The organism is Variovorax sp. RKNM96, assembly GCF_017161115.1.
In the GTDB taxonomy this organism is placed as follows: domain Bacteria; phylum Pseudomonadota; class Gammaproteobacteria; order Burkholderiales; family Burkholderiaceae_C; genus Variovorax.
This window is the reverse complement of the sequence record NZ_CP046508.1, coordinates 2,893,872-2,918,931: the sequence shown is the minus strand read 5'-3', so window position 1 is coordinate 2,918,931 and position 25,060 is coordinate 2,893,872. Positions and strand designations below refer to the sequence as shown.

Here is a 25,060-nt window from a genome sequence, read left to right as displayed (position 1 = left end):
GCCGGGCGACAGGCGCCCGGCGGTGGATCAAGCGGTCAGGTCGAACACCAGCACTTCGGCGTCCTTGCCGGCGCCGAGCGTCAATTGCGATTCGCCTTCGAGCATCGCGGCGTCGCCGCCCACGAGCTTCTGGCCATTCACTTCGAGCTCGCCGCGCACCAGGTGCACATAGCTCTTGCGCGCCGGGTCGAGCGCCAGGCTGGCCTTCTCTTCGCCGTCGATGAGGCCCGCGAAGAGGCGCGCATCGGCATTCACCTTCACCGAGCCCTCGCTGCCATCGGGCGAGGCCACGAGACGCAGCTTGCCGCGCTTCTCGGCGTCGCTGAACTGCTTCTGCTCGTAGCCGGGCGCGATGCCGCGCACATTGGGCTCGATCCAGATCTGCAGGAAGTGCGTGGTCTCGTCCTTCTTGTGGTTGAACTCGCTGTGCATCACGCCGCGGCCCGCGCTCATGCGCTGGACGTCGCCCGGCGGAATGGATTCGATGTTCCCCATGCTGTCCTTGTGCGCCAGTTCGCCCGAGAGCACGTAGCTGATGATCTCCATGTCCTTGTGGCCATGGGTGCCGAAGCCGGCGCCCGCGGCCACGCGGTCTTCGTTGATCACCCGCAGGTTGCCGAAACCCATGTGGGCCGGGTCGTAGTAACCGGCAAAAGAAAAGCTGTGGAAGGAGCGCAGCCAGCCATGGTCGGCATAACCGCGTTCCTGTGATTTACGGACTTGCAACATCGTAGAACTCCTTGGCCGTTCCCCGTGGGGATGTTCCGGCCTTCTTCGTATGCCGCGCCGGATGCGCAGCGGATGCGAAGAACTTTAGGCCTGTGCCCCCGAGGGAAAAGCGTCTGTTTTTGATGGCATCATTCAAATTTTTTGATCAATGGAGCCGCCATGCCCAGCGCCAGAGATGTACTGACCCCCGACGCGCTCGCCATGCTGCAGACGGTGGCCAACACCGGCAGCTTCGCCGGTGCGGCGCGCACGCTCAACCTCGTGCCCAGCGCGCTGAGCTACCGGGTGCGCCAGATCGAGGACGCGCTCGACGTGCTGCTGTTCGACCGCAGCGGGCGCCAGGCGCGCATCACCGAGGCCGGTGCCGAGCTGCTGCGCGAATCGGCGCGCCTGCTCAACGAGATCGACGCGGTGGCCAATCGCGTCAAGCGCGTGGCCACCGGCTGGGAGCCGATGCTGACCATCGCGGTCGACAGCGTGATCGCGCGCGACCCGCTGCTCGACCTGGCCACCGCCTTCTTTGCGCTCGATCCGCCCACGCGGCTCAAGCTGCGCGACGAGACGCTGCTGGGCACCATCGAGGCACTGACGAGCGGCGAGGCCGACCTTGCCATCGGCGCAGTGCTCGATGCGGCGAGCCTTGCCTTCACGGCCACAGGCATCCGCAGCCGGCCCATCGGCGAACTGCGCTTCGTGTACGCCGTGGCGCCGCATCATCCGCTCGCGCGCCTTCCCGAGCCGCTGACCGATGCGGTGCTGCGCCAGTACCGCGCGGTCGCGGCCGCCGACTCGGTGCGCAGCGGGCCGAGCATGACGGTCAACCTCGTGGGCGGGCAGGACGTGCTCACCGTGCCGAGCATGCAGTTCAAGCTTGCGGCGCAACTGCACGGGCTGGGCGGCGGCTTCCTGCCCGAGCCGATGGCACGGCCGTATATCGAGGCAGGCCACCTGATCGAACGCAGGACCGAGCGCACGCCGCCACTGGGCACCATGCATTGCGCATGGCGCGTGCGCAGCGCGGGCGGGCCGGGTCGCGCGCTCGAATGGTGGCTCGCGCAGTTCGAGCACGAAGCCACGCGGCGCGCGCTGCTCGAGCGCCATCGCGGACGCTGAGGAAAGCCCTGAGGCGCAGTCTCCCGGCGGCCCTCGCAGACCGATGTAGAGTGCGGACACATCCATCCGCATCCCTCCTCAAAAGAAAAGAGTCCTTCATGACCACTCGCGCAACTGCAAAGCAGACCGACCGCCACCGAACCCCCTCCACCCCCCGCCACTACGCCGTCGTCGGCGCCGGCATCGCCGGGGTGGCCTGTGCACGCACGCTGGTGCAGGCGGGCCACAAGGTCACGGTGTTCGAACGCGAAGCCGCACCCGGCGGTCGCATGGCGAGCATCGACACCGCCTTCGGCCGCTTCGACAGCGGCGCGCAGTACTTCACCGTGCGCGATCCGCGATTCGCATTGGCGCTCGAGGCCACGCCCAGCCTCTGCCGCCCCTGGAGCGCCAACCTCGTGCGCGTGCTCGACGCCCACGGCCGCGTGGCCGAAGCGGCATTGCCGGGTCGCGAATCGCACTGGGTGGCGCAGCCCGGCATGGACGCGCTTGTCGCCCACTGGGCTGCACCGCTGGCAGACAACCTCATCACCAACACGCAAGTCACCCAGATCGAGCCCGACGCGCTCGATCCCAAGCGCTGGCAGCTGCGCACCGCGGGCGAAGACGATTCGCAGCATGTGTATTCGGGCTTCGACGCCGTGCTGCTCGCCGTGCCGCCTTCGCGCACCCGCGTGCTGCTGGGCGACGGCAAGCTTTCGGCCGCCCTCAGCCAGAAGATCGAGCCGGTGCGCATCGCACCCTGCTGGACGCTGATGATCGCGTTCCCGCAGGCCAACCAGGCCAACATGTCGCACCTTGGCCCGCAGTGGAACGCGGCGCGCAGCACCCACCATCGCGTGGCGTGGCTCGCGCGTGAATCCTCCAAGCCCGGCCGCGAACGCATCGAGCGCTGGACGCTGCAGGCCAGCGCCGCGTGGTCGCAGGAGCACCTGCGCGACGACGCGCCGCGCGTCGAGGCCAAGCTCTTGCGCGCCTTTGCCGAGATCACCGGCATCCACGCCGTTCCTTCGCATGCGCAGACGCGCTGCTGGACCGAAGCCCAGACGCAGGTGCCTGTCGGCAAGACGCACCTCTGGGACGCCAAGGCCCGCATCGGCGTGGCGGGCGACTGGTGCACGGGGCACCGGGTGGAAGACGCGTTCCTCTCGGGCCTCTCGCTGGCGCTCGCCGTGATCTGATCCGCGGGATGCGTGAGACCGGCCGTTTCGCGCCCTCGCCCACCGGGCCGCTGCACGCCGGCTCGATGGTGGCGGCACTCGCCAGCTGGCTCGACGTGCGCGCCCGCGGCCCAGAGGCGCGCTGGCTGATCCGCATCGAGGACGCCGACACCGAACGCTGCCTGCCCGGCATGGGCGAGCACATGCTGCGGCAGCTTGCCCACTGCCACCTGCTGCCCGACGAAACGCCGGTGTGGCAGACGCAGCGCACGGCGCTCTACGAGGCGGCGCTGCAGAAGCTGCAGGCCCTCGGCCTCGCCTACCCCTGCGGGTGCTCCCGCAAGGACATCGACACCGCGCTCGCCCGGCTCGGCCAGCGGCATGAACGGCATGGCGAGCGCGTGTACCCCGGCACCTGCCAAGACGGCCTGCATGGCAAGCCCGCGCGGGCGTGGCGCTTTGCTGCGGAGAAGTTCGAATCGGCATCGGCACCGGAACTCTCGGGCGACCTCCGCTGGACCGACCGGCGCCTGGGCGAACAACACCAGGACGTCAGCCGCGAGGTCGGCGACTTCGTGCTGCGCCGCGCCGACGGCCCGTGGGCCTATCAACTCGCCGTGGTCGTCGACGACGCCGAGCAAGGCGTGACCGACGTGGTGCGCGGCGAGGACCTGGCCGACAACACCGCGCGCCAGATCCTGCTGCAACGCGCGCTCGGCCTGCCGACGCCCAGCTACCTGCACACGCCGCTGGTGCGTGGCGCCGATGGCGACAAGCTCTCCAAGCAGAACGGTGCGACGCCCATCGACACCGCGACGCCAGAAGCCGCGCTGGCCGCGCTCGACACGGCCGCGCGCGTGCTCGGCCTCGGCCCCTCCACGGCCACATCCTGTGCGGCCGCACTGGCCGGCTGGGTGCCCGAATGGCGCGCTCTCTACAATTCGCGGCCGTAATGACCTTTCCCGACACCGTGCCCCACGACCTCCCGCCCAGCGACGACAACACAGACGACAGCGCAGGCGACGGCGACAACAAGCCGCACCCGCTGCACCGCCGCCTCAAGAGCTTCGTGAAGCGCGCCGGCCGCACCACCGATGGCCAGGCGCGGGCCTTTTCCGAACTGGGCCCGCTGTTCCTCATCCCCTACACGCCCGAGCCGCTCGACCTGACCGCAGCCTTCGGCGGCCGCGCCGCGCCAACGGTGCTGGAGATCGGCTTCGGCATGGGCGAGGCCACCGCGCACATCGCGACCGTGCGGCCCGAGACCAACTTCTTCTGCTGCGAGGTGCACGAGCCCGGTGTGGGCGCACTGCTCAAGCGCATCGGCGAGCAGTCGATCCCGAACATCCGCATCTGCGCGCACGACGCGGTCGATGTGCTCGACCACATGCTGCAGCCCGGCACGCTGGCCGGCGTGCATGTGTTCTTTCCGGACCCGTGGCACAAGAAGCGCCACAACAAGCGCCGGCTGATCCAGCCCGAATTCGTCACCAAGCTGGCGCAGCACCTGCGTCCCGGCGGCTACATCCATTGCGCGACCGACTGGCAGCCCTACGCCGAGCAGATGCTCGAGGTGCTGTCGGCCGAGGCGCTGCTGCGCAACACGGCCGAAGGCTATGCCCCGAAGCCGGAATACCGGCCACTCACCAAGTTCGAGAACCGCGGCATCAAGCTGGGCCACGGCGTGTGGGACCTGGTGTTCGAGCGCGCCTGAAGAAGAAATCCGCTATTCGGCCTGGAAGCGGAAGGGCAGCCGCATCCGGGTGCGCACCGGGCGCCCGTCCGCCGAGCGCGCGGGATCGAAGCGCCATCCCTTGAGCGCATCGGTCACAGCCTTCGACAGCAGCGGGTGCGGTGATCGTTCGATGCGCACGTCTTCGGGCACGCCCGTTTCGCCCACGTAGAAGACGGCGATCACCTGGCCTTCCACGCCCTCATTCGCCAGCGCGGTCGGATAGTCGGGCAGGCGCCGCTGGCGGATCACCGCGTCCTTCTCGATGGCGGGCGCCTGGGGCTGCGTGGCTGCGGTCGGCGGCGCAATGATGACCATGGGCGGCGGCTGCGGCGCGGCGTCCGGCGACGGTGCCGGCACGGGCTGCGCGATTTCCACTACATCGCGCGGCGCACGGTGCATCCCGCAAGCGCCATGCACAACCCGAATCCACCCCAGAGAAAAGCAGTTTTCATAGGGCAATTCTGTAGCAGCCGCTGCTATCGCCCTGGCCTCAATATTGCTACACTTTTTTACTACTTCTCACAAAGGGTGTGCAATGAACAAGTCACGCAGGGAATGGTTGGAGAAGGCATGCGGCGCGCTGCTGCTGGGCGGCGGCATGGGCATCGGCATCACCCGAGGCGCCTCGGCGCAGACCCGCACGAGCGGCGGCGCACCCCGCGTCGTGCTGCTCGGGCAATCGGTGCCGCTGACAGGCGGCGCGAGCGAAATCGGCAGCGCCTTCGCGGCCGGCAGCCGGCTCGCGGTGAGCGACTTCAACGCGCGCAACGCCACCACCGGGCTGCAGCTGAAACTGGTCCAGCTCGACGACGGCTACGACGCCGCGCGCGCCACGGCCAACGCGCGCACCCTGCTCGGCGCCCAGAAGGCCGACCTGCTGTTCGGCTTCGTCGGCACCGCCAGCAGCGAGGCCGGCGCGAACGTCGCCACGCAGCAGGGCAGCCTGCTCTTCGCGCCGTTCGCCGCATCCGACAACCTGCGCGGCGCCGACCACCCCAACGTGTTCCATGTGCGGCCCGGCATGATCGACGAGGCCCTCAAGATCGTGCGCCAGTGCGCCACCGTGGGGCAGACCCGCGTGGCGCTCGTGGGCGACGACGACGCCATGGGCCGCGCCGGCCTTGCCGCCGTGCAGCAGGCCATCACCGAACTCAAGCTCACGCCGCTGGTCGCGAGTGCGCTGGTGCCCGCGGGCGGCGACAAGCTCGACGCGGCGCTGAAAGACGTGCAGAAACAATCGCCCCAGGCCATCGTGCTGGTGTCGCTCTCGGGCACCACCGCCAGCGCCATCCGCAAGCTGCGCAAGAGCGGCTACACCGGCAACTTCATGGCCTTCTCGATCGTCGGCATCGACCCGCTCTACGCGGAGCTCGGCAAGGACATCGGCGGCATCGTGATCTCGCAGGTGGTGCCTTCGCCCCGGCCCTCGGCCATTCCGATCGTCAAGGAGTACCTCGCGGCGGTCGACAACTCCGACCAGACCGCGTCGTACGAAGGGCTCGAGGGCTTCATCGCCGCCAAGGCCGTGGGCGAGGCGGTGCGCCGCGCGGGCCGCGGCTTCAACACCGCGACGCTGCAGCGCACGATGACCGCGATGACCGACTACGACGTCGGCGGCTTTCGCATCAACCTGCGCCCGGGGCTGCGCGACAACGTGCGCAGCATCGACCTGATCAGCATCTCGGCGGACGGGCGCGTGCTGCGCTGATGGCGCTGATGGAATTCAGGCAACGCTGTCGAGCAGCAGCTCGGTAAACCGCTGCTGCACATAGAGCGCGGTCGCGCCGAGCGGCCGCCCCTGCAGCCAGAGCATGCGCACCGACAGCCGCGGCAGCGCCAGCGCGGGGCACGGCAGTTCCTTGAGCGCCTGGCGGTAGCCCTCGTAGTGCGCGATGTTCACGGGCAGCACGGCCCATCCGAGCTTGTCGGCCACCATCTCGGCCGTGCTGTAGAAGCTGTCGGAGCGCCAGACGCGCGGGCTGTAGGCCACCTCGTGCACATCGTCCGCATGCATCAGCAGTTGCCGGTGTCCGACCAGGTCCTTGCGCCGCACGGTGCGGCCGTCGGCCAGCGGATGGTCGACCGCCACGAACACGCCCTGCGGCACGCTGCCGATGCGGCGCAGCTCGAAGCAGGCCCGCGCCGGACCGCGGTCGAAATGGAAGGCCACGCTCGCGCGCTCCTGCTCCACGTAGTCGGCCACTTCGGTGGCGGTGCCGTTGAGCAGCGTGAGTTCGAGGCTCGGGTATTTCACCGAGATCTCGCGCAACAGCGTGGCGATGGCCGTGTACGGCAGCGCCTCGTCGAAGGCCATCGAGAGCGCGGCTTCGTTGCCGTCGTGCAGCGAACGCGCGCGCTGGTCGAGCTGCTCGGCCTGGCGCAGCAGCTCGCGCGCCTCGAGCAGCAGCACCTGCCCCGCTTCGGAGAGCTGCGCATTGCGGCGCGAGCGGTCGAACAGCGCCACGCCGAGGTCGGCCTCGAGCAGGCCGATGGCGGTGCTCACGGCCGACTGCGCCTTGCCGAGCCGGCGCGCGGCCGCGGAGAACGAGCCGCAGTCGGCGGTGGTGACGAACTGGCGCAACTGGTCGACGGTCCATTCCATGGCGCTTCCTCTTCTCATCCACTTATCAGATGGGTTTCATCTTTATTCATCCATTCTATTGAAGCAAGATCGGCAATCCAGGCGAGGCGACCTCGCCCCATCCCTGAAAAAGAGAAGTCCGTTCGTATGCCGATCTCCCGAATCGCGATGCCCCGCATCCCCACCACACCACTGGCCCTGAACTGGTGCCACGACCCCGCGCAGGAAGCCGCCATTGCCGCGCTGTTCATGCGCCAGTTGAGCCCCCGCTACATCTCGCACTCCGAGCTGCAGGGCGCACGCGCCGTCGCGCCCGGCGAATGGCGCCGCGACCTGCCCGACGTGCTGCGCGCCGAACTGCGCGAAACGCTCGCGCTGCCGCCGGCCACGGCCGCTTCGCTGGTCGCCACCGCGCACGCCGGCGATGCGCTGGCCGCCATCGCGCTGGTGTCCATCGACGAGGCCCGGCACGCCGCGCGCGCCTTCGCCACGCTCGACGACCTCGTGGTCGATGCGCCGTTCCAGTCGGCCGGCGTCGGCGGCCAGTTGTTCGACTGGGTCTGTGCCGAACTGTGGCAGCGCGGTATCGCGCGCCTGTTCCTCGAAAGCGGCATCGACAACCAGGGCGCGCACCGTTTCTTCGAGGCGCGCGGCTGCGCGCCTGTCTCGGTCACGATGCTCAAAGAGCTGGAGGCCTGAGCGATGAATCCCGTGTTCAAGAAATGGATCACGCTGGTGATCGTCTCGATGGCGCTGCTCTTGATCGTGGTCGACATGACCGTGCTCTACACCGCGCTGCCCACGCTCACGCACGACCTCGCGGCCTCCTCCTCCGAGAAGCTCTGGATCGTCAACGCCTACACGGTGGTGGTGTCGGGCTTCCTGCTCGGCATGGGCGCGCTCGGCGATCGCGTGGGCTACAAGCGCATGTTCCTCGCGGGCCTCGCCGTGTTCGGCGTGGCCTCGCTGTGCGCCGCCTATGCCGGCAGCCCCGCGGCGCTGATCGCGGCGCGCGGCCTGCTGGGCGTGGGCGCCTCGATGATGATGCCGGCCACGCTGGCCATCATCCGGCTCGCCTTCGCCGACGAACGCGAGCGCGCGATCGCCATCGGCGTCTGGGCCTCGGTCGCCTCGGGCGGGGCCGCGTTCGGCCCGGTGGTCGGCGGCGTGCTGCTCGAGTACTTCTGGTGGGGCTCCGTGTTTCTCATCAACGTGCCGGTGGTCGTGCTCGCGCTGGTGCTCGGCGCCTGGCTGCTGCCGGGCCGGCGCGCGAGCGGCACTGCGCGCCCGAAGCCCTTCGACGTCATCGGCTCGGTGCAGGTGTTCGTGGCGCTGGTCTGCCTGGTGCTGGCGATCAAGGAATTCGCCAAGCCCGCGCCCTCGGGCCTGGCGATGAGCGTCAGCGGCGCGCTCAGTCTGCTGGCCATGGCGCTGTTCGTGCGACGCCAGAGGCGCAGCGCGAGCCCGCTGGTCGACTTCCGGCTGTTCCGCGATCCGTACTTCTCGGGCGGCGTGATCGCGGCCATCGTGGCCTCGGTGGCGCTGATCGGCGTCGAGCTGGTGTTCAGCCAGCGGCTGCAGCTGGTGACCGGCCTCTCGCCGCTGCAGGCGGGCCTGACGATCCTGCCGGTGCCGCTCGCCGCCTTCGTGGCGGGGCCGCTCGCGGGCATGGTGCTGCCCCGCACCGGTTCACGTCCGCTGATCCTCGGCGGCCTGCTGGCCACCGCGCTCTCGCTGTGCGGCCTCGCGCTGGCCGTCGATGCCACGGGCGCGCTCAAGCTCGCGGTGCTGGTGCTGCTGGGCCTCGGCGTGGGCGCGACCATCACGGCGGCCTCGAACGCGATCATGAACAACGCGCCGGCCGAGCACGCGGGCATGGCCGCGTCGATCGAGGAGGTGTCGTACGAGCTGGGCGGGGTGCTCGGTATCGCGCTGCTCGGCAGCGTGCTCTCGTTGACCTACACGGCCACGCTGGCCATTCCCGACACGCTGGCGGTTCCAGCCTCGGCGCGCGACGGTATCGACGGCGCGCTGCTCGCGGCCGAGACGCTGCCCGCGCAGATCGGCTCGCAGCTCGTGGCGCTAGCGCACACGGCCTTCGACCAGGCCTTCTTCGCGGTGATGGTGGTGGCCGTGGCCATCGTGGTCACGGCGGCCTGTTCGGTGGCCTTGCTGGGCTGGCGCAGCGCGAAGCCGCGCTGCGCCTGAGCCGGCGCGTCGGCCGTTCGGGGCGCCGGCGCCGTGATGGCGTCGCCAAAACTCTCGTGCGCTGTCGGGCGCGAAATTGGGCACCGCGATCGACGGATGCGTTCAGCCGGTGCTCACAAGCCGCTGCAACGCATCGAGCGACAGCAATTCGATGCGCCCGTAGCCCAGCGCCACCACGCCCTCGCCCGCCAGCGCATTGAGCTCCTTCGAGAGCGTCTGGCGCGTCACGCCCAGCATCATGGCCAGCGCCTCCTGAGGCAGCTGGAGGCTGTGCCGCAGGTGCACCGATTGCGTCGCATCGCCGCGCGCCAGCACCAGCAGCCGGTGCGCCACCCGCGCGCGCAGGCTGCGCAGGGTGGCGTCTTCTGCCAGGCCATAGAGCATGCGCACCCGCGCCGCCAGCATCGCGCCGATGGCGTTGGAGAACACCACGTCGCGCATCTGCCGCGCGAAGGCTTCGGGCGACACCACCAGCAGGTCGAGCGCTTCGAGCGCGGTGGCGTCGTGCGTGCGCGGCGAGCCGTCGATCAGCGTGATCTCGCCGAACCAGTTGCCTGGCTCGAGCACCGCGAGGATGGCTTCGCGCCCGTCCTGCCGCAGCGACGAGATCTTGATCGTGCCCGCCACCAGCCCGTAGAAACCAGCACCAGCAGCCTGGATCGGATCGCCCTGCCGGAAGATCATTGCGCCGCGCCGCACGTGGATGATCTCCGCCGCGCCCACCAGCGCATCGCGCTGCGCGCGCGGCATGCTGGTGAACCATGGGTTGCCCTCCAGCGCGGCGCGGTGCGGGGCGGAGAGGCGCGGCTTGGAGGAAGGAGGCATCGGAAAGGCTTAGTTGCCTGTGAGCACAGGGGTTTACCAGCACCCTGCATTGTCAAATTCTTGACAGTTGAGCGTCAAGTGCAGGTCTACAGTGACCGCCACCCCCATAGACAAAAAAACGGAGACGACACGATGAACGCACGCGCAAGTTTCAAGAGCATGCAGGAAAGCACGCGCGAAGACTGGCAACTGATCGGCGGCGAGTTCATGCAGTTCGCGGGCGGCCTGCCCGCGCGCGTGATCAAGCACCTGCAGATCCTGGAAGGCGACTACGGCGGCTTTCCGGTCGACCGCTACACCCACTCGCTGCAGACCGCCACCCGCGCACTGCGCGACGGCCGCGACGAAGAGTACGTGGTGTGCGCGCTCTTGCACGACATCGGCGACACGCTCGGCAGCTTCAACCACCCCGACATTGCCGCCGCGATCCTCAAGCCCTTCGTGAGCGAAGCCAACCACTGGATGGTGCAGCACCACGGCATCTTCCAGGGCCACTACTTCTTCCACCACATCGGGCTGGACCGCGACATGCGCGAGAACTTCAAGGACCACCCGCACTACGAGCGCACCGCCGAGTTCTGCGCGCTCTACGACAACCCCGCCTTCGATCCGAAGGCCGAGACCTTGCCGATCGGCGAATTCGAGCCCATGCTGCGCCGGTTGATGGCGCAACCCAAGCAGAGCATCTACAAGACCGTGCTGAAAGAGCCGGCCACGGCCTGACCCCAGACAAAGGACCCACACCATGAACGCAAACTCCCAATCCGAAATCCAGAAGCTCGTCTCCGCCGAAGAGTGGCAGCTGCGCGTCGACCTCGCCGCCTGCTACCGCCTCGTGGCGCTCTACGGCTGGAGCGACCTGGTGTTCACGCACATCAGCGCGCGCGTGCCCGGCCCCGAGCATCACTTCCTCATCAACCCCTACGGCCTGATGTTCGACGAGATCACGGCATCGAGCCTGGTGAAGGTCGACCAGCAGTGCAACAAGATCATCGAGTCGCCCTACCCGGTGAACCCGGCCGGCTTCGTGATCCACAGCGCGGTGCATGCCGCGCGCGAAGACATCCAGTGCGTGCTGCACACCCACACCAGGGCCGGCATCGCGGTGAGCGCGCAGAAGAACGGCGTGCTGCCCATCAGCCAGCAGTCGACCTTCGTGCTGGCCTCGCTCGCCTATCACGACTATGAAGGCGTGGCCTTCCGCGACGACGAGAAGCCGCGCCTGCAGGCCGACATGGGCCACGCCAACTTCCTCATGCTGCGCAACCACGGCCTCCTGACCTGCGGCAAGACCATTGCCGACGCGTTCCTTTCGATGTACACCTTCGAGAACACCTGCCAGATCCAGATCGCCGCGCAATCGGGCGGCAGCGAACTCACGCACGTGGACCCGAGGATCATCGACGGCGTGGGCCAGGCGATGAAGGTGCAAAGCGGGGGCCTGGGCGGCATGTTCGTCTGGCCTTCGCTGATCCGCAAACTCGACCGCATCGACGACAGCTACAAACAATAAGACGCGTCGAGACCCATCAGTCAGCGGTTTCCACGGCTGCCAGCGCCCGCGCGACGGGTGCCGGCAGCCATTTTTTTAGACAGAAGAACGACAGAGGAGACAAAAACCCATGGACACCACGCTCATCGTGACCCGGTTCCTGTTCGGCGCGCTCGCGCTGGTGATGTTCGGGCTGGGGCTGTCGCTCTCGCTCGCCGACTTCCGGCGGCTCTTCAAGCATCCGAAGGCGGTGACCATCGCGCTGGTGCTGCAGGTCATCGGCCTGCCGCTCGCCTGCTACGCGATCATCGTGGGCTTCGGGCTCTCGCCGGTGTTCGCCATCGGGCTCATGCTGCTGGCGGCCTCGCCGGGCGGCATCTCGGCCAACCTGTTCTCGCACCTCTTCGGCGGCAACGTGGCGATGAACATCTCGCTCACCGCCGTGAACACGCTGCTGTCGATCGTCACGCTGCCGCTCATCGCCAACTGGGCGATCAATCATTTCGCGCAGAGCGGCCAGGTGGTGCCGCTGCAGACGCGCAAGCTCGTGGAGGTGATTGCCATCGTGCTGATCCCGGTAGCCATCGGCATGTTCGTGGCCTCGCGGCGGCCCGGCTTCGCGGCGCGCATGGAGAAGCCGACCAAGATCTTCAGCGGCGTGGTGCTCGCGGTGGTCACGGTGCTCGCCATCGCGAACGAATGGAAGACCATCACCGCCACCTTCGCCGAGATCGGCATTCCGGTGCTGCTGTTCAACCTCGTGAGCCTGCTCGCGGGCTACTACCTGAGCCGCGCCGCGGGCCTGGACAAGCCGCTGGCCACCGCCATCAGCTACGAGATCGGCATCCACAACTCCACGCTCGCCATCTTCATCGCGGTGAGCGTGCTCGGGAGTTTTCCGCTCGCGCTGCCGGCCGCGATCTATTCGGTGGTGATGTACATCACGGCCCCGTTGTTCGGATGGTTGCTGCTGCGGCGCGGCCAGCCCGCCGCCGTGCCTGCGCGATGATGCGCGCATGGAACTGAGGCAACTGCGCTACTTCGTCAAGGTCTGCGAACTGCGCAGCATGGGCCGCGCGGCCGTGGAGCTGGGCGTGGTCACCTCGGCGCTGAGCCAGCAGATCAGCCGGCTCGAAAGCGAACTGGCCACGCGCCTCCTGCAGCGCAGCTCGACCGGCGTCACGCCCACCGATGCGGGCCTGGCCTTCCTGCAGCAGGCGCAGCTCACCTTGCGCCATGCCGACGACGCGGTGCGCGCTGCACAGCAGGCGCGCCTGTCGGGCCATGTGAGCGTGGGGCTCGCGCCCACCACCGCCACCGTGCTCGGCGTGCCGCTGATGCGCGCGATGCAGGAGCGCTACCCCGAAGTGCGGCTGCACATGGTGGAGGCGCTCTCGGGCCATCTCACGACGATGCTGCATGCGCGCCAGCTCGACCTGGCGGTGCTGTTCCAGACCGACACGCCGCGGCGCTGGAGCGTGTCGCCGCTGCTCGCCGAAAAGCTCTTCGTGGTCGCCTCGCCCACGCTGGCCGAACGCCCCAAGGGCACCAGGGTGCGCCTCTCGCAACTGGCCGATGTGCCATTGATCCTGCCCAGCGGCAGCCACGGCCTGCGCGCCACGCTGATGGCCGCTTTCCTGCGGGCGCGCGTCACGCCGCGCATCGTGGCCGAAGTCGATGGCCTGGCATTGCTGATGGACGCCGTGCACGCCGGCTACGGCGCCACCGTGCAGCCCGGCGCGGCGACCGCGCGGCACGACCGCGACGACCTCGAACTCACCCAGATCAGCGACGCCCACGTCGGCCGCCGCAACCTGCTCGTGAGCCTGTCGGACGACGAGCTCTCGCCCGCCGCGCTCGCCGCGCGCGTGGTGGTCGCCGACACCGCCCGCGCCCTTGTTCGCGAAGGCCGCTGGACGGGCGCAAGTCTTCTCGAAAACTGAACACCCGTTGCCTCTTTCGGCCTTTCGCGTGAAGGCCGCGCTCCCTAAAGTCTCCTGGATTCCAAGGAGACCCACGAGTGATAGATGTACTGGTTGTCGGTGGCGGCAATGCCGCGCTGTGCGCCGCGCTGATGGCGCGCGAGGCCGGCGCTTCGGTGCTGCTGCTGGAAGCCTCGCCGAAAGAATGGCGCGGCGGCAATTCGCAGCACACCCGCAACCTGCGCTGCATGCACGACGCCCCGCAGGACGTGCTGGTCGATGCCTACCCTGAAGAGGAGTACTGGCAAGACCTCTTGAAGGTGACCGGCGGCCTCACCGACGAGCATCTCGCGCGCCTGGTGATCCGCGCCTCCTCGAACTGCCGCGACTGGATGCGCAGCCACGGGGTGCACTTCCAGCCGCCGCTGTCGGGCGCACTGCACGTGGCGCGCACCAACGCCTTCTTCATGGGCGGCGGCAAGGCGCTGGTGAACGCCTATTTCCGCAGCGCCGAAAAGCTCGGCGTGCAGATCCGCTACGACACACCCGTGGCCTCGGTCGAGCTCGAGGGCGACCGCTTCGTGGCCGTGCGCACCGAGGCCGGCGAACGCATCGAGGCGAAGAGCTGCGTTCTCGCCTCGGGCGGCTTCGAATCGAACCGCGAATGGCTGCGCGAAGCGTGGGGCCAGAACGAGCGCGGCGAATGGCCGGCCGACAACTTCCTCATCCGCGGCACGCGCTTCAACCAGGGCGTGCTGCTGAAGTACATGATCGCCGCGGGCGCCGACAGCATCGGCGATCCGTCGCAGGGCCACATGGTGGCCATCGATGCGCGCGCGCCCTTGTACGACGGGGGCATCTGCACGCGCATCGATTGCGTGTCGCTCGGCGTGGTGGTCAACCGCGATGCGCAGCGCTTCTACGACGAAGGCGAAGACTTCTGGCCCAAGCGCTACGCGATCTGGGGCCGGCTCGTGGCGCAGCAGCCAGGGCAGATCGCCTGGTCGATCATCGACCAGAAGGCGGTCGGCCGATTCATGCCGCCGGTGTTCACCGGCACGCAGGCCAACACGCTCGGCGAGCTCGCGCAGAAGATCGGCCTCGACGAAGCCACGTTCGTGCGCACCGTGCAGGACTACAACGCTGCATGCCGCGTCGGCCGCTTCGACCACACGGCCCTCGACGACTGCCACACCGAAGGCATTGCGCCCGCCAAGACGCACTGGGCGCGCCCGCTCGACACCGCGCCCTTCTACGCCTACCCCGTGCGCCCCGGCATCACCTTCACTTACCTCGGCTTGAAGGTAGACGAGACCGCGGCCGTGCGCTTTGGCGGACGCCCGAGCCCCAACCTCTTCGTGGCCGGCGAAATGATGGCCGGCAATGTGCTGGGCAAGGGCTACACGGCCGGCGTCGGCATGAGCATCGGCACGGCCTTCGGCCGCATCGCCGGCACGCAGGCAGCGAAGGCCGCCAAGAACCATTCGAAGAATTCCCCGGAGACCGCCCTTGCAGCAGCTCACTGATCTCGTCGCACGCGCCCGTGCGGATGCTGACGGCATCGGCAGCGCCCCGCCTTCGCAGCGCGTGATCCCGATCCAGCCCGCCCTTCCGTTGACCGCCAGCGAAGGCGAGGTCGCGCGCATCCTGCAGATCTGCAACGCCTGCCGCTACTGCGAGGGTTTTTGCGCGGTGTTCCCCGCGATGACGCGCCGGCTCGAATTCGGCAAGGCCGACACGCACTACCTCGCCAACCTTTGCCACAACTGCGGCTCGTGCCTGCATGCCTGCCAGTACGCGCCGCCGCACGAGTTCGCGGTCAACGTGCCGCAGGCGATGGCGCAGGTGCGCATGCAGACCTACCACGACTACGCCTGGCCGCCCGCGATGGGCGCGCTCTACAAGAAGGCTGGCCTCACCGTTGCGCTTGCCCTCGCGGGCGGGCTGGCGCTGTTCCTGGTGCTGGCTGTGGCGATGTCGGGTTCGCTGCTGCACGAACCGCTCGCCGGAAACTTCTACGCGATCTTTCCGCACAACTTCCTCGCGCTGGTGTTCGGCGCGGTGTTCCTCTTCGTGATATTCGCGCTGGCCATGGGCGTGCGACGCTTCTGGCGCGAGGTGTCGCCCGCGAACGACCCGGGCAATGCGCCGTCGATGCCCGGCGTGCGCGGCCCCGCGAGCGCAGAAGCCGCACACGACGCGCTGCGCCTGAAGTACCTCGGCGGCGGTCACGGCGAGGGCTGCAACAACGAGGACGACCGCTTCACCCTCTGGCGCCGGCGCTTCCATCACTTCACCTTCTACGGCTTCATGCTGTGCTTCGCCTCCACCTGCGTGGCGACGCTCTACCACTACCTGTTCGACCTGCATGCGCCCTATGCGCTCACGAGCCTGCCGGTGCTGCTGGGCACCGCGGGCGGCATCGGCCTCGTGGTCGGCCCCATCGGCCTCCTGTGGCTGAACCTGCGGCGCAATGCCGCGCACGGCGACGTGGCGCAGCGGCCGATGGACCGCGGCTTCATCGCGCTGCTGCTGCTCACGAGCGTCACCGGCCTCGCGCTCCTCGCATGGCGCGACACGACCTTCATGGCGCTGCTGCTCGCGGTGCACCTGGGCGTGGTGATGGCGCTCTTCCTCACGCTGCCCTACGGCAAGTTCGCGCACGGCATCTTCCGCTCGGCGGCGCTCTTGAAGTTCGCGATCGAGAAACGCCTGCCCAGCCGCCTGCAGCTGGGCGCCGATTGAACCCACCCGATATTGAAAGGACCCCCACGATGACGAACCCTGGCGTGCTCCAGATCCCGTCCATGAAGGACAAGTGCTCCGCTGCCGAATGGCAGGCCCGCATCGACCTCGCAGCCTGCTACCGGCTGGTCGACCTGTACGGCATGTCGGACATGATGGCCAACCACATCTCCTCGCACGTGCCGGGCGAGCACGGCGCATTCCTCATCAATCCCTACGGGATGATGTACGAGGAGATCACCGCGTCGAGCCTCATCAAGGTCGACGCCGACGGCCGCATCCTCTCGTCGCCCGACTTCGGCGAGCTCAACTACGGCATCAACAAGGCCGGCTACGTGATCCACAGCGCGGTGCATGCCGCGCGGCCCGACGTGGCCTGCGTGATCCACACGCACAGCTGGGCGTCGATGGCCGTGTCCTCGCTCGAATGCGGGCTGCTGCCGCTCACGCAGACCGCGATGCGTTTCCTGAAGATCGGCTATCACGAGTACCAGGGCGTGGTGCTCAACACCGAAGAGCAGGCCTCGCTGCTCGCCGACCTCGGCCAGAGCGAGGCCGTGATCTTCCGCAACCACGGCGCGCTCGTGGTGGGCCGCAGCGTGGGCGAGGCCTTCAACTGGATGCACCGGCTCGAGCTGGCCTGCCGCGCGCAGATCGGCGCGATGTCGTGCAACACGCCGCTGAAGGCCGTGCCGCAGAGCGTGCTCGAAGAGACCTGGAACAACTACCAGCCCGGCACCCGTCGCCCCTACGGGCTCATGGAATGGCCCGCGCTGCTGCGCAAACTCGACCGCATGGACCCGAGCTTCCGCGACTGACGCCGACACACGCATCGAAGAAACACAGAGACAACGCCCCATGAAGAGAAGATTCCTCCCCGCCGTGCTGGCGGCGCTTGCAGCCGCCTTCGCGCTGCCCGCGCTCGCACAGAAATTCCCGCAGAAGCCGGTCACGCTGGTCGTGCCGTTCGCGCCCGGCGGCAACCTCGATGTCGTCGCGCGCACGCTGGCGCCGGCGCTGGGGCAGATCCTTGGCCAGTCGGTGATCGTGGACAACCGGGCCGGGGCCGGCGGCGCCATCGGTGCGTCGTACGTGGCGCGCGCGCAGCCCGACGGCTACACGCTGCTGGTGAGCACGCCGAACGCGCTCGTCGTGCTGCCGCTGATGACGAAGACGACCTACGCGCTCGACAACTTCGCTCCCATCGGCCTCGCCGCCACCACGCCGCTGGTGATCGCGGTGCGCGGGCAAGGCCCGTACAAGGACATCGACGCCGTGCTCTCGGCCGCGCGCAGCAAGCCGGGCCAGGTCACGGCCGGCCACGCGGGCCCGGGCACCACCAACCACGTCGCGCTGCTGCAGCTCGAACAGGCCGGCAAGCTGACCCTGAACACCGTGCCGTACAAGGGCTCGGCCCCGGCGCTCACCGACCTGCTGGGCGGGCAGATCGATCTCGTGGTGGACCAGCTCACGAGCTCCGCCGCGCACATCCAGTCGGGCATGTTGCGCGCAGTCGCCGTGATGTCGAAGGACCGCGACCCCGCATTGCCCAACGTGCCCACGCTGCGCGAAGCCGGCCTGAAGGATTTCGACGCGACCACCGCGACCGGCCTGCTCGCACCGGCCGGCACGCCGCCGGACGTGATCACCACGATCAACGCCGCGCTGCGCAAGGCGCTGGCCGACGAGAACGTCAAGCGCCATCTCGTCTCCGTCGGTAGCCCCGGCAAGGCCTCGTCGCCCGACGAATGGCTTGCGATGCTGAAGAAGGAAGATGCCAGCGCGCGGGTGCTCGCCAAGAGCGGCAAGCTCAAGACCGATTGAGGAGGCACGCACCATGACCCGCCCCTGCCTGCCTCCCCACGACGCATTCACGCCCGTGTCTTTCGCGCTGCCGCCCGGCGCGTGCGACAGCCACGCACATGTCTTCGGCCCCTATGACCGCTTTCCGCTGGCGGACGACCGCAGCTACACGCCCGGCGAATATCCCGGCGCGGCCTTCATCGCGCACCTCGACAGGCTGGGCCTCTCGCGCGGCGTGCTGGTGACCGGCAGTGCGAGCGGCACCGACAACGGCGCCGTGCTCGCCGCGTTGTCGCAGTACCCCGACCGCCTGCGCGGCATCGCCGTGCCGCAGGCGGACACCACCGATGCGGAACTGGACCGCTGGCACGCGGTGGGCATCCGCGGCGTGCGCTTCAACCTCTTCAAGCGCGACGGCCATGCCGTGTACCGCAACGGCGTGGGCATCGAGGTGCTCGAAGCGCTGGCGCCGCGCCTGGCGGAGCGCGGCTGGCACGCGCAGATCTGGATCCACGCGCCCGACCTCGTCGAGCTGGCGCCGCGGCTGCTGCGTGCCGGCGTGCCGCTGGTGATCGACCACATGGGCCGCATGGCGGCATCGCGCGGCATCGACGACCCGGGCTTTCGCACGCTGTGCCGCCTGCTCGCGGAAGGCAAGGCCTGGACCAAGATCTCGGGCGCCGACCGCAACACGGGCATGGGCCCGCCCTATGCCGACATCGACCCCTTCGCCGCCGCGCTGCTGCAGGCCAATGCCGGGCGTGTGGTGTGGGGCACCGACTGGCCGCACATCAACTACTTCGAAGCGCAGCAGGTGCCAGACGACGGCGCCCTCGTGAACCTGCTCGCCCGCTGGCTGCCCGACGAGGCGCAGCGCAGGCGCGTGCTGGTCGACAACCCGGCGGCGCTGTACGACTTTCCCCCGCCCAAGTAGAGACAGAGACGACAGAACCTAAGGATCAGAAAAATGAAACGAGACAAGCTTTCCTCCCCTCTCCTGCAAAAGCTCATGGGCACGGCCACCGCCGTGCTGCTGGCCGCGGGCCTCGGCGCTGCGCCGCATGCCGACGCGCAATCCTCGTACCCCAGCAAACCCGTGCGCGTGGTCGTCGCCTTCACCGCGGGCGGCACCACCGACATCCTCGCGCGCGCCGTCACGCAGCAGATGTCCGAGAAGCTGGGCCAGCCCTTCGTCATCGACAACAAGCCCGGCGGCGGCGGCAACATCGGCACCGTTCGTGGTGCGCGCGCCGGCCGACGGCTACACGCTCATCGTCAATTCGGTCGGCCCCATGGCCGTGAACCAGACGCTCTACAAGAACATGACCTACGACCCGCTCGCCGACCTCGTGCCGGTGGTGCAGATCGCCGACGTGCCCAACGTGCTGGTCGTGAACCCCGAGGTGCCCGCGAAGACGATGGAGGAGTTCATCGCCTACGCCAAGGCCAACCCCAACAAGCTGAACTACGGCTCGACGGGCATCGGCACCTCGTCGCACCTGTCGAGCTACATGCTCAGCAAGCGCATCGGCGCCGAGACGCTGCACGTGCCCTACAAGGGCGCCAATGCGCTGACCGACCTGCTCGCGGGGCGCATCCAGTTCATGTTCGCGACCATTCCCTCGGTGATCCCGCACATCCGCGCGGGCAAGCTGCGCGCCATCGCGGTGAGCAGCCTGAAGCGCTCGCGTTCGCTGCCCGATGTGCCGACGGTGGCCGAGAAGGGCTTCGCCGGTTTCTCGGCGGGCTCGTGGTTCGGCTTCTTCGCGCCCAAGGGCACGCCGGCACCGGTGATCGCGCTGCTCAACAAATCGGTGAACGACGCGCTGCCTTCGCTGGAAGCGCAGATGATCCGCGAAGGCGCCGACCCGGTCGGCGGCACGCCCGAGCAGTTCGGCAAGTTCACGCGGCAGGAGTACGACAAGTGGAAAGTGATCGTGCGGGAATCCGGCGCCACGGCGGAATGACTTCGCCGCTGCGCATCCTGATGACGCCCGAGGCCGTGCGGCAGGCCGGCATGGGCCTTGCCGAAGCGCTCGGTGGGCGGTCGCATGTGGTGGTGGACGCGGGGGACGATGCGGACGTCGCCTTCGTCTCGCGCGACGTCACCGGCCTCTCGACCAAGCACCAGGTGCTGCCGGAGACGCAGCGCTTCCACGATGCCTTGCGCAACGCGCCGTCGCTGCGCTGGGTGCATGCGCATTCGTCGGGTGCGGACCGGCCCGTGTACGGCGAGTTGCGCGCACGCGGCGTCGAAGTGACGACCTCGTCGGGCGCCAACGCGGGCGTGGTCGTGCAGACCGCGCTGGCCGGCGTGCTGATGCTGGCGCGCTGCTTTCCTCGACTGCTCGCGGCGCAGCGCGAGAAGACCTGGGCGCCGCTCGTGGGCAGCGGCCTGCCGCGCGACCTGGCGGGCCAGACGGCGGTGATCGTCGGCTGGGGCCCGATCGGGCAAGGCCTCGGCGCGCTGCTTGGCTCATTGGGTCTGCGCGTGGTGGCCGTGCGCAGCAGCGCGGGCGCCGACAGCATGCGCTTCGAGGACATCCACACCGTGCTGCCGCGCGCCGACTGGCTGCTGCTCGCCTGCCCGCTGACCGACCGCACGCGCGGCCTTGTCGATGCGGCCGCGCTCGCCCTGCTGCCACCCGGCGCAAGGCTGGTGAACGTCTCGCGCGGCGAAGTTGTCAACGAGCCGGCGTTGATCGACGCGCTGCGCAGCGGCGCGCTCTCCGGCGCCTACCTCGACGTGTTAGCGCACGAGCCCCTGCCGGTCGATTCGCCGCTGTGGGACATGCCGAACGTGATCGTCACGCCCCACACCGCCGGCCACTCGGACGGCAACGAAGCACGCGTCGCCGCGCTTTTCCTCGACAACCTGAAGCGCTGGAACGAAGGCCAGCCGCTGCTGAACCGCGTGGCCTGAAGCCATCTCCTTTCAAACAACAACACCAAGACCTCACGACCATGAACCGAAACACCTTCCTCCGCACCGCCATCGCCACGCTGCTGCTCGCCGCCGGCATGGCATCCGCCGCCGACTGGCCCACGAAACCCATCACCCTCGTCGTGCCCTTCGTGGCCGGCGGCACCACCGACATCGTCGCGCGCACCATCGGCCAGAAACTCTCGGAATCGCTCAAGCAGCCCGTGATCATCGACAACCGCGGCGGCGCGGGCGGCACCGTGGGCGCGACCATCGCCTCGAAGGCACCGGCCGACGGCTACACGCTGTTCCTGGCCACCATCGCGCATTCGATCGCGCCAGGCCTGTACAAGAAGCTCGCCTACGACTTCCAGCGCGACTTCGACCCGGTCGCGCTCGTGGCCTCCACGCCCAACGTGCTGATCGTCAACGAAAAGGTGCCCGCCAAGACGGTGGCCGAACTCGTGACGTACATCAAGGCCAACCCGGGCAAGGTCAACTTCGGCTCGGCCGGCAACGGCAGCACCGAGCACATCTCGGGCGAGCTGTTCCGCTCGATGACGAAGACCGACATCGTGCATGTGCCCTACAAGGGCGGCGCGCCGATGATGGCCGACCTCATGGGCGGACAGATCCAGATGGCCATCGAGACCAGTCCCTCGGCCTCGCCGCACGTCAAGGCGGGCAAGGTGCATGCGCTGGCCGTGACCACGAAGACGCGCTCGCCCGCCTACCCCGGCGTGCCCACGCTCGACGAGGCGGGCCTCAAGGGCTACGACATGACGACCTGGTTCGCGCTGATGGCCCCGCACGGCACGCCGCCCGAGATCGTGCAGCGCCTGAACACCGAGCTCGCGCGCGCGGTGCAGCAGCCCGACGTGGTCAAGCGCTTCGAGGAACAGGGCGTGACGGCCGGGAACATGAAGCCCGCGGAGCTTGCGACCTTCATCGGCACGGAGACCACCAAGTGGGTCAAGGTGGCGAAAGAAGCAGGCGCGACGGCGGAGTAAAGCGGCCGAGTCAGACATAGCCCTACGGCCACGACGGAAACCCGCTTGCCGGGGCCCGGACGCGTTGTCTGCAGAATAGGAGGCCATGCACGTTCGAAAAGCGGCGCTCGCCGCCCTCCTCTCCCTCTCTTCCGGCTTCCTTCCCTCCGCCTTCGCCGCCTCCGCCCCGGGTGACCCCACGCCCGCCGAGGTGGCGGATGCGCGCATCGAATCGCTGATCTCGCGCATGACGGTCGAGGAGAAGGCCGGCCAGCTCAGCCTCTACGGTCCGGCCGACATCAACATTCCCAACAACCCGCAGACCGCCTGGCGCAACGGCCAGCAGGAGACGGCCGACGTGCGCGCCGGGCGTGTGACCGGCCTTTTCAACAACGCGGGCCTCGAAGGCAAGCTGCGGCTGCAGCAGGTGGCGGTGCGCGAATCGCGGCTGGGCATTCCGCTGATCTTCGGCGCCGACGTGATCCACGGCTTTCGCACGATCTTCCCGATGCCGTTGGCCGAGGCTTCGAGCTGGGAGCCGGCGCTGGCCGAGCGCACCACGCGCGCGGCGGCGGTCGAGGCCACGGCCGACGGTTTCCGCTGGACCTTTGCGCCGATGGTCGACATCGCGCGCGATGCGCGCTGGGGCCGCGGCCTCGAAGGCGTGGGCGAAGACCCGTACCTCGCGCGCCAGTTCGCGGCGGCGCGCGTGCGCGGCTTCCAGGGCAGCAACCTCTCCAACGCCGATTCGATGCTCGCCACGCCCAAGCACTTCGCGGCCTACGGCGCGGCCGAGGGCGGGCTGGACTACAACTCGAGCGACATCTCCGAGCGCACGCTGCGCGAGGTCTACCTGCCGCCGTTCCGCGCGGCCATCGACGCGGGCGCGCTCTCGGTCATGAGCGCCTTCAACGAGATCGGCGGCATCCCCTCGACCGCCAACCGCGCGCTGCTCACCGGCGTGCTGCGCGACGAATGGAAGTTCAAGGGCTTCGTGGTCTCCGACTTCACGGCCGACGAGGAGCTCATCGAGCACGGCTACGCCGCCAACAGCCGCGAGGCCGCCAAGCAGGCCTTCATGGCCGGCACCGACGTGAGCATGCAGAGCGGGCTCTACATGCGCTACCTGCCGGACCTCGTGGGCTCCGGCGAAGTGCCGATGGCGCGGCTCGACGAAGCGGTGCGCCGCGTGCTGCACGTCAAGCAGAAGCTGGGCCTCTTCGACGACCCGTTCCGCGGCCTAGACGGACCACCCGCCGCCAAGCGCGCCGAGAACCCCGAGTTCATCGCGCTCGCCCGCGAGGATGCGCGCCGCTCCATCGTCATGCTGAGGAACGAGGGAAAGCTGCTGCCGCTGCCCAAGGCCGGCACGAAGATCGCGCTGATCGGCCCGTTCTCCGAAGGCACGAAAGACCTGATGGGCTCGTGGAGCCTGTTCCCGGGCCAGTCGGCGCCGGTGGGCATCGACGAAGGGCTGCGCGCCGCATTGGGGCCCGATTCGTCCGTGACGATCACGCGCGGCTCGAACGTCGAATCGCCGCTGGCCGGCGGCATCGAGGCCGCGGTGGCGGCCGCACGCGATGCCGACGTGGTGGTGCTCGCCATCGGCGAGAGCCAGAAGATGTCGGGCGAGTCGCGCTCGCGCAGCGACATCGGCCTGCCGCAGCCGCAGCAGGACCTGGCCGAGGCCGTGGCCGCCACCGGCAAGCCGGTGGTCGTGCTCCTGAGCAACGGCCGCGCGATGGCGCTCAAGGGCGCGGTGCGCAATGCGCGCGCGATCCTCGTGACCTGGTTCCTCGGCGTACAGACGGGCCACGCCATCGCCGACGTGGTGTTCGGCGACTTCAACCCCTCGGGCCGCCTGCCGGTGAGCTTTCCGCAGACGGCAGGCCAGGTGCCCTACTACTACGCCCACAAGCGCACCGGCCGGCCCTCGCCCGAAGGCGCGCCGGGCACGTCGTTCAAGACGCGCTATGTCGATGCGACGAACGAGGCGCTCTACCCCTTCGGCTTCGGCATCGGCTATGCGCCCGTGCGCTACGACAACGTCGAGCTGAGCCAGGAGCGCATGACGATGGCCGACACGCTGCGCGTGCGCGCCACCGTCACCAACACCGGCATGCGCGACGCCGAGGAAGTGGTGCAGCTCTACCTGTCGGAGCGCGCCGCGAGCGTGACGCGGCCGGTGCGCGAGCTCAAGGGCTTCCAGAAGGTGCGCATCGAGCCGGGCGCATCGAAGGTGGTCGAGTTCACGCTCACCACGGCCGACATGGCATTCATCGGCCGCGACATGAAGCCCGTGGTCGAGCCGGGCGAGTTCGACCTGTGGGTGGCGCCCTCGGCCGAGAGCGGCATCCGCAAGCGCTTCGTGCTCACCCGCGAGTGAGGGTGCGAGTGAGCCGTGCGGCTCACTGGCCGTTCAGGTTCGCGCCCACGCTCGCATGGGTGGTCGATGCCGACAGGTTCGCCGATGCCACCGGCGGCTGCACCTGCGATTCGAGGATCTCGGTCGGATGCATCGCGTTGTTGGCGCGCACCGCCTCGGCCTGAACCTGCGCACGGTCGGCGCCCGCCACCGACGGCTGCACCTGCGACTCGGCGATCTCGGTGGCATGCATGCCGTTGTTGGCGCGCACGGCGTCCGCGGCCACCGCGTCGCGCGACTGGGTCGAGTGCGACATCTGCGGATAGTCAGGGTCGCCGCGCCCGCCCGCTTGCGCGAGCGGGGCCAGCACCAGCAGCGGCACGGCGGCGATGCAAAGGGTTGCCATACGAACTCTCATGGGTGTCTCCTGGAGTGATTGGTTTTTTCACTCTAGGCCGCCCCACTTACAG

At 68.8% G+C, this 25,060-nt stretch carries 24 protein-coding genes and 1 pseudogene; 20 read left to right on the top strand and 5 right to left on the bottom strand.

The window, feature by feature from the left end:
* Positions 1-27 precede the first annotated feature (27 nt).
* Positions 28-729 (bottom strand): pirin family protein, encoded by a 702-nt coding sequence (locus tag GNX71_RS13450; RefSeq protein WP_206178774.1) that lies wholly within the window; start codon positions 727-729, stop codon positions 28-30.
* Positions 730-888: 159 nt separating this feature from the next.
* On the opposite strand from GNX71_RS13450, the gene GNX71_RS13445 reads away from it, so the two are divergent.
* The 4 genes from GNX71_RS13445 to trmB all read left to right on the top strand — a co-directional run bounded on the left by GNX71_RS13445 (position 889) and on the right by trmB (position 4,716).
* Complete coding sequence (locus GNX71_RS13445) at positions 889-1,842, top strand: LysR family transcriptional regulator (RefSeq protein ID WP_206178773.1); 954 nt, start codon at positions 889-891, stop codon at positions 1,840-1,842.
* Positions 1,843-1,940: 98 nt separating this feature from the next.
* Positions 1,941-3,023 carry an FAD-dependent oxidoreductase gene (locus tag GNX71_RS13440; protein ID WP_206178772.1) on the top strand — a complete coding sequence of 361 codons (1,083 nt, stop codon included), beginning with the start codon at positions 1,941-1,943 and terminating at the stop codon, positions 3,021-3,023.
* Between the two features lie 8 nt (positions 3,024-3,031).
* Entirely contained in the window at positions 3,032-3,955 is a 924-nt protein-coding gene (gluQRS, locus tag GNX71_RS13435; RefSeq protein WP_206178771.1) for a tRNA glutamyl-Q(34) synthetase GluQRS, read from the top strand.
* Positions 3,955-4,716 (top strand): tRNA (guanosine(46)-N7)-methyltransferase TrmB, encoded by a 762-nt coding sequence (gene trmB / locus GNX71_RS13430; RefSeq protein WP_206178770.1) that lies wholly within the window; start codon positions 3,955-3,957, stop codon positions 4,714-4,716. Before gluQRS ends, trmB begins: the two co-directional genes overlap by 1 nt.
* A gap of 12 nt (positions 4,717-4,728) precedes the next feature.
* Here the strand turns inward: trmB and GNX71_RS13425 are convergent, their stop codons facing one another.
* A complete protein-coding gene (locus GNX71_RS13425) occupies positions 4,729-5,136 on the bottom strand; it encodes an energy transducer TonB (protein ID WP_206178769.1) in 408 nt (135 codons plus the stop codon).
* Between the two features lie 136 nt (positions 5,137-5,272).
* On the opposite strand from GNX71_RS13425, the gene GNX71_RS13420 reads away from it, so the two are divergent.
* On the top strand, positions 5,273-6,445 hold the full coding sequence (locus tag GNX71_RS13420; RefSeq protein WP_206178768.1) for an ABC transporter substrate-binding protein: 1,173 nt from the start codon (positions 5,273-5,275) through the stop codon (positions 6,443-6,445).
* 15 nt (positions 6,446-6,460) lie between these two features.
* Here the strand turns inward: GNX71_RS13420 and GNX71_RS13415 are convergent, their stop codons facing one another.
* Positions 6,461-7,339 (bottom strand): LysR family transcriptional regulator, encoded by an 879-nt coding sequence (locus GNX71_RS13415; RefSeq protein ID WP_206178767.1) that lies wholly within the window; start codon positions 7,337-7,339, stop codon positions 6,461-6,463.
* Positions 7,340-7,465: 126 nt separating this feature from the next.
* On the opposite strand from GNX71_RS13415, the gene GNX71_RS13410 reads away from it, so the two are divergent.
* Positions 7,466-8,017 (top strand): GNAT family N-acetyltransferase, encoded by a 552-nt coding sequence (locus GNX71_RS13410; protein ID WP_206178766.1) that lies wholly within the window; start codon positions 7,466-7,468, stop codon positions 8,015-8,017.
* Between the two features lie 3 nt (positions 8,018-8,020).
* Positions 8,021-9,526, top strand: a complete 1,506-nt coding sequence (locus GNX71_RS13405; RefSeq protein WP_277401894.1) for an MFS transporter — start codon at positions 8,021-8,023, stop codon at positions 9,524-9,526.
* Positions 9,527-9,628: 102 nt separating this feature from the next.
* On the opposite strand, the gene GNX71_RS13400 is transcribed toward GNX71_RS13405, so the two are convergent.
* Positions 9,629-10,351, bottom strand: a complete 723-nt coding sequence (locus GNX71_RS13400; RefSeq protein WP_206178765.1) for a Crp/Fnr family transcriptional regulator — start codon at positions 10,349-10,351, stop codon at positions 9,629-9,631.
* A 132-nt stretch (positions 10,352-10,483) separates the two neighbouring features.
* On the opposite strand from GNX71_RS13400, the gene GNX71_RS13395 reads away from it, so the two are divergent.
* From GNX71_RS13395 to GNX71_RS13335, 13 genes and pseudogenes are all read left to right on the top strand, one after another.
* The gene (locus GNX71_RS13395) at positions 10,484-11,074 is read left to right on the top strand and encodes an HD domain-containing protein (RefSeq protein WP_206178764.1); all 591 of its coding nucleotides are present in this window, start codon (positions 10,484-10,486) and stop codon (positions 11,072-11,074) included.
* Positions 11,075-11,096: 22 nt separating this feature from the next.
* Positions 11,097-11,864, top strand: coding sequence for a class II aldolase/adducin family protein (locus tag GNX71_RS13390; RefSeq protein ID WP_206178763.1), 768 nt, complete (start codon positions 11,097-11,099; stop codon positions 11,862-11,864).
* 109 nt (positions 11,865-11,973) lie between these two features.
* Entirely contained in the window at positions 11,974-12,852 is an 879-nt protein-coding gene (locus GNX71_RS13385; protein WP_206178762.1) for a bile acid:sodium symporter family protein, read from the top strand.
* Between the two features lie 7 nt (positions 12,853-12,859).
* Positions 12,860-13,786: a LysR family transcriptional regulator gene (locus tag GNX71_RS13380; RefSeq protein ID WP_093433403.1), complete on the top strand. Its 927-nt coding sequence runs from the start codon at positions 12,860-12,862 to the stop codon at positions 13,784-13,786.
* 77 nt (positions 13,787-13,863) lie between these two features.
* The gene (tcuA, locus tag GNX71_RS13375; protein ID WP_206178761.1) at positions 13,864-15,291 is read left to right on the top strand and encodes an FAD-dependent tricarballylate dehydrogenase TcuA; all 1,428 of its coding nucleotides are present in this window, start codon (positions 13,864-13,866) and stop codon (positions 15,289-15,291) included.
* Complete coding sequence (tcuB, locus tag GNX71_RS13370) at positions 15,275-16,510, top strand: tricarballylate utilization 4Fe-4S protein TcuB (RefSeq protein WP_277401893.1); 1,236 nt, start codon at positions 15,275-15,277, stop codon at positions 16,508-16,510. Before tcuA ends, tcuB begins: the two co-directional genes overlap by 17 nt.
* A 29-nt stretch (positions 16,511-16,539) precedes the next feature.
* Positions 16,540-17,328, top strand: a complete 789-nt coding sequence (locus GNX71_RS13365) for a class II aldolase/adducin family protein (protein ID WP_206178760.1) — start codon at positions 16,540-16,542, stop codon at positions 17,326-17,328.
* Positions 17,329-17,368: 40 nt separating this feature from the next.
* The gene (locus tag GNX71_RS13360) at positions 17,369-18,334 is read left to right on the top strand and encodes a tripartite tricarboxylate transporter substrate binding protein (RefSeq protein ID WP_206178759.1); all 966 of its coding nucleotides are present in this window, start codon (positions 17,369-17,371) and stop codon (positions 18,332-18,334) included.
* A gap of 13 nt (positions 18,335-18,347) precedes the next feature.
* Complete coding sequence (locus tag GNX71_RS13355) at positions 18,348-19,247, top strand: amidohydrolase family protein (RefSeq protein ID WP_206178758.1); 900 nt, start codon at positions 18,348-18,350, stop codon at positions 19,245-19,247.
* 75 nt (positions 19,248-19,322) lie between these two features.
* Positions 19,323-20,280 (top strand): annotated as a pseudogene (locus GNX71_RS13350) (tripartite tricarboxylate transporter substrate binding protein).
* Positions 20,277-21,236, top strand: coding sequence for a D-2-hydroxyacid dehydrogenase (locus tag GNX71_RS13345; protein ID WP_206178757.1), 960 nt, complete (start codon positions 20,277-20,279; stop codon positions 21,234-21,236). Before GNX71_RS13350 ends, GNX71_RS13345 begins: the two are co-directional and overlap by 4 nt.
* A 41-nt stretch (positions 21,237-21,277) precedes the next feature.
* Positions 21,278-22,246 carry a tripartite tricarboxylate transporter substrate binding protein gene (locus GNX71_RS13340; protein ID WP_206178756.1) on the top strand — a complete coding sequence of 323 codons (969 nt, stop codon included), beginning with the start codon at positions 21,278-21,280 and terminating at the stop codon, positions 22,244-22,246.
* Positions 22,247-22,331: 85 nt separating this feature from the next.
* Positions 22,332-24,611, top strand: coding sequence for a glycoside hydrolase family 3 N-terminal domain-containing protein (locus GNX71_RS13335; RefSeq protein ID WP_206178755.1), 2,280 nt, complete (start codon positions 22,332-22,334; stop codon positions 24,609-24,611).
* 22 nt (positions 24,612-24,633) lie between these two features.
* Here GNX71_RS13335 and GNX71_RS13330 read toward each other — a convergent pair whose 3' ends face one another.
* Entirely contained in the window at positions 24,634-25,008 is a 375-nt protein-coding gene (locus GNX71_RS13330; RefSeq protein ID WP_206178754.1) for a hypothetical protein, read from the bottom strand.
* Positions 25,009-25,060 lie beyond the last annotated feature (52 nt).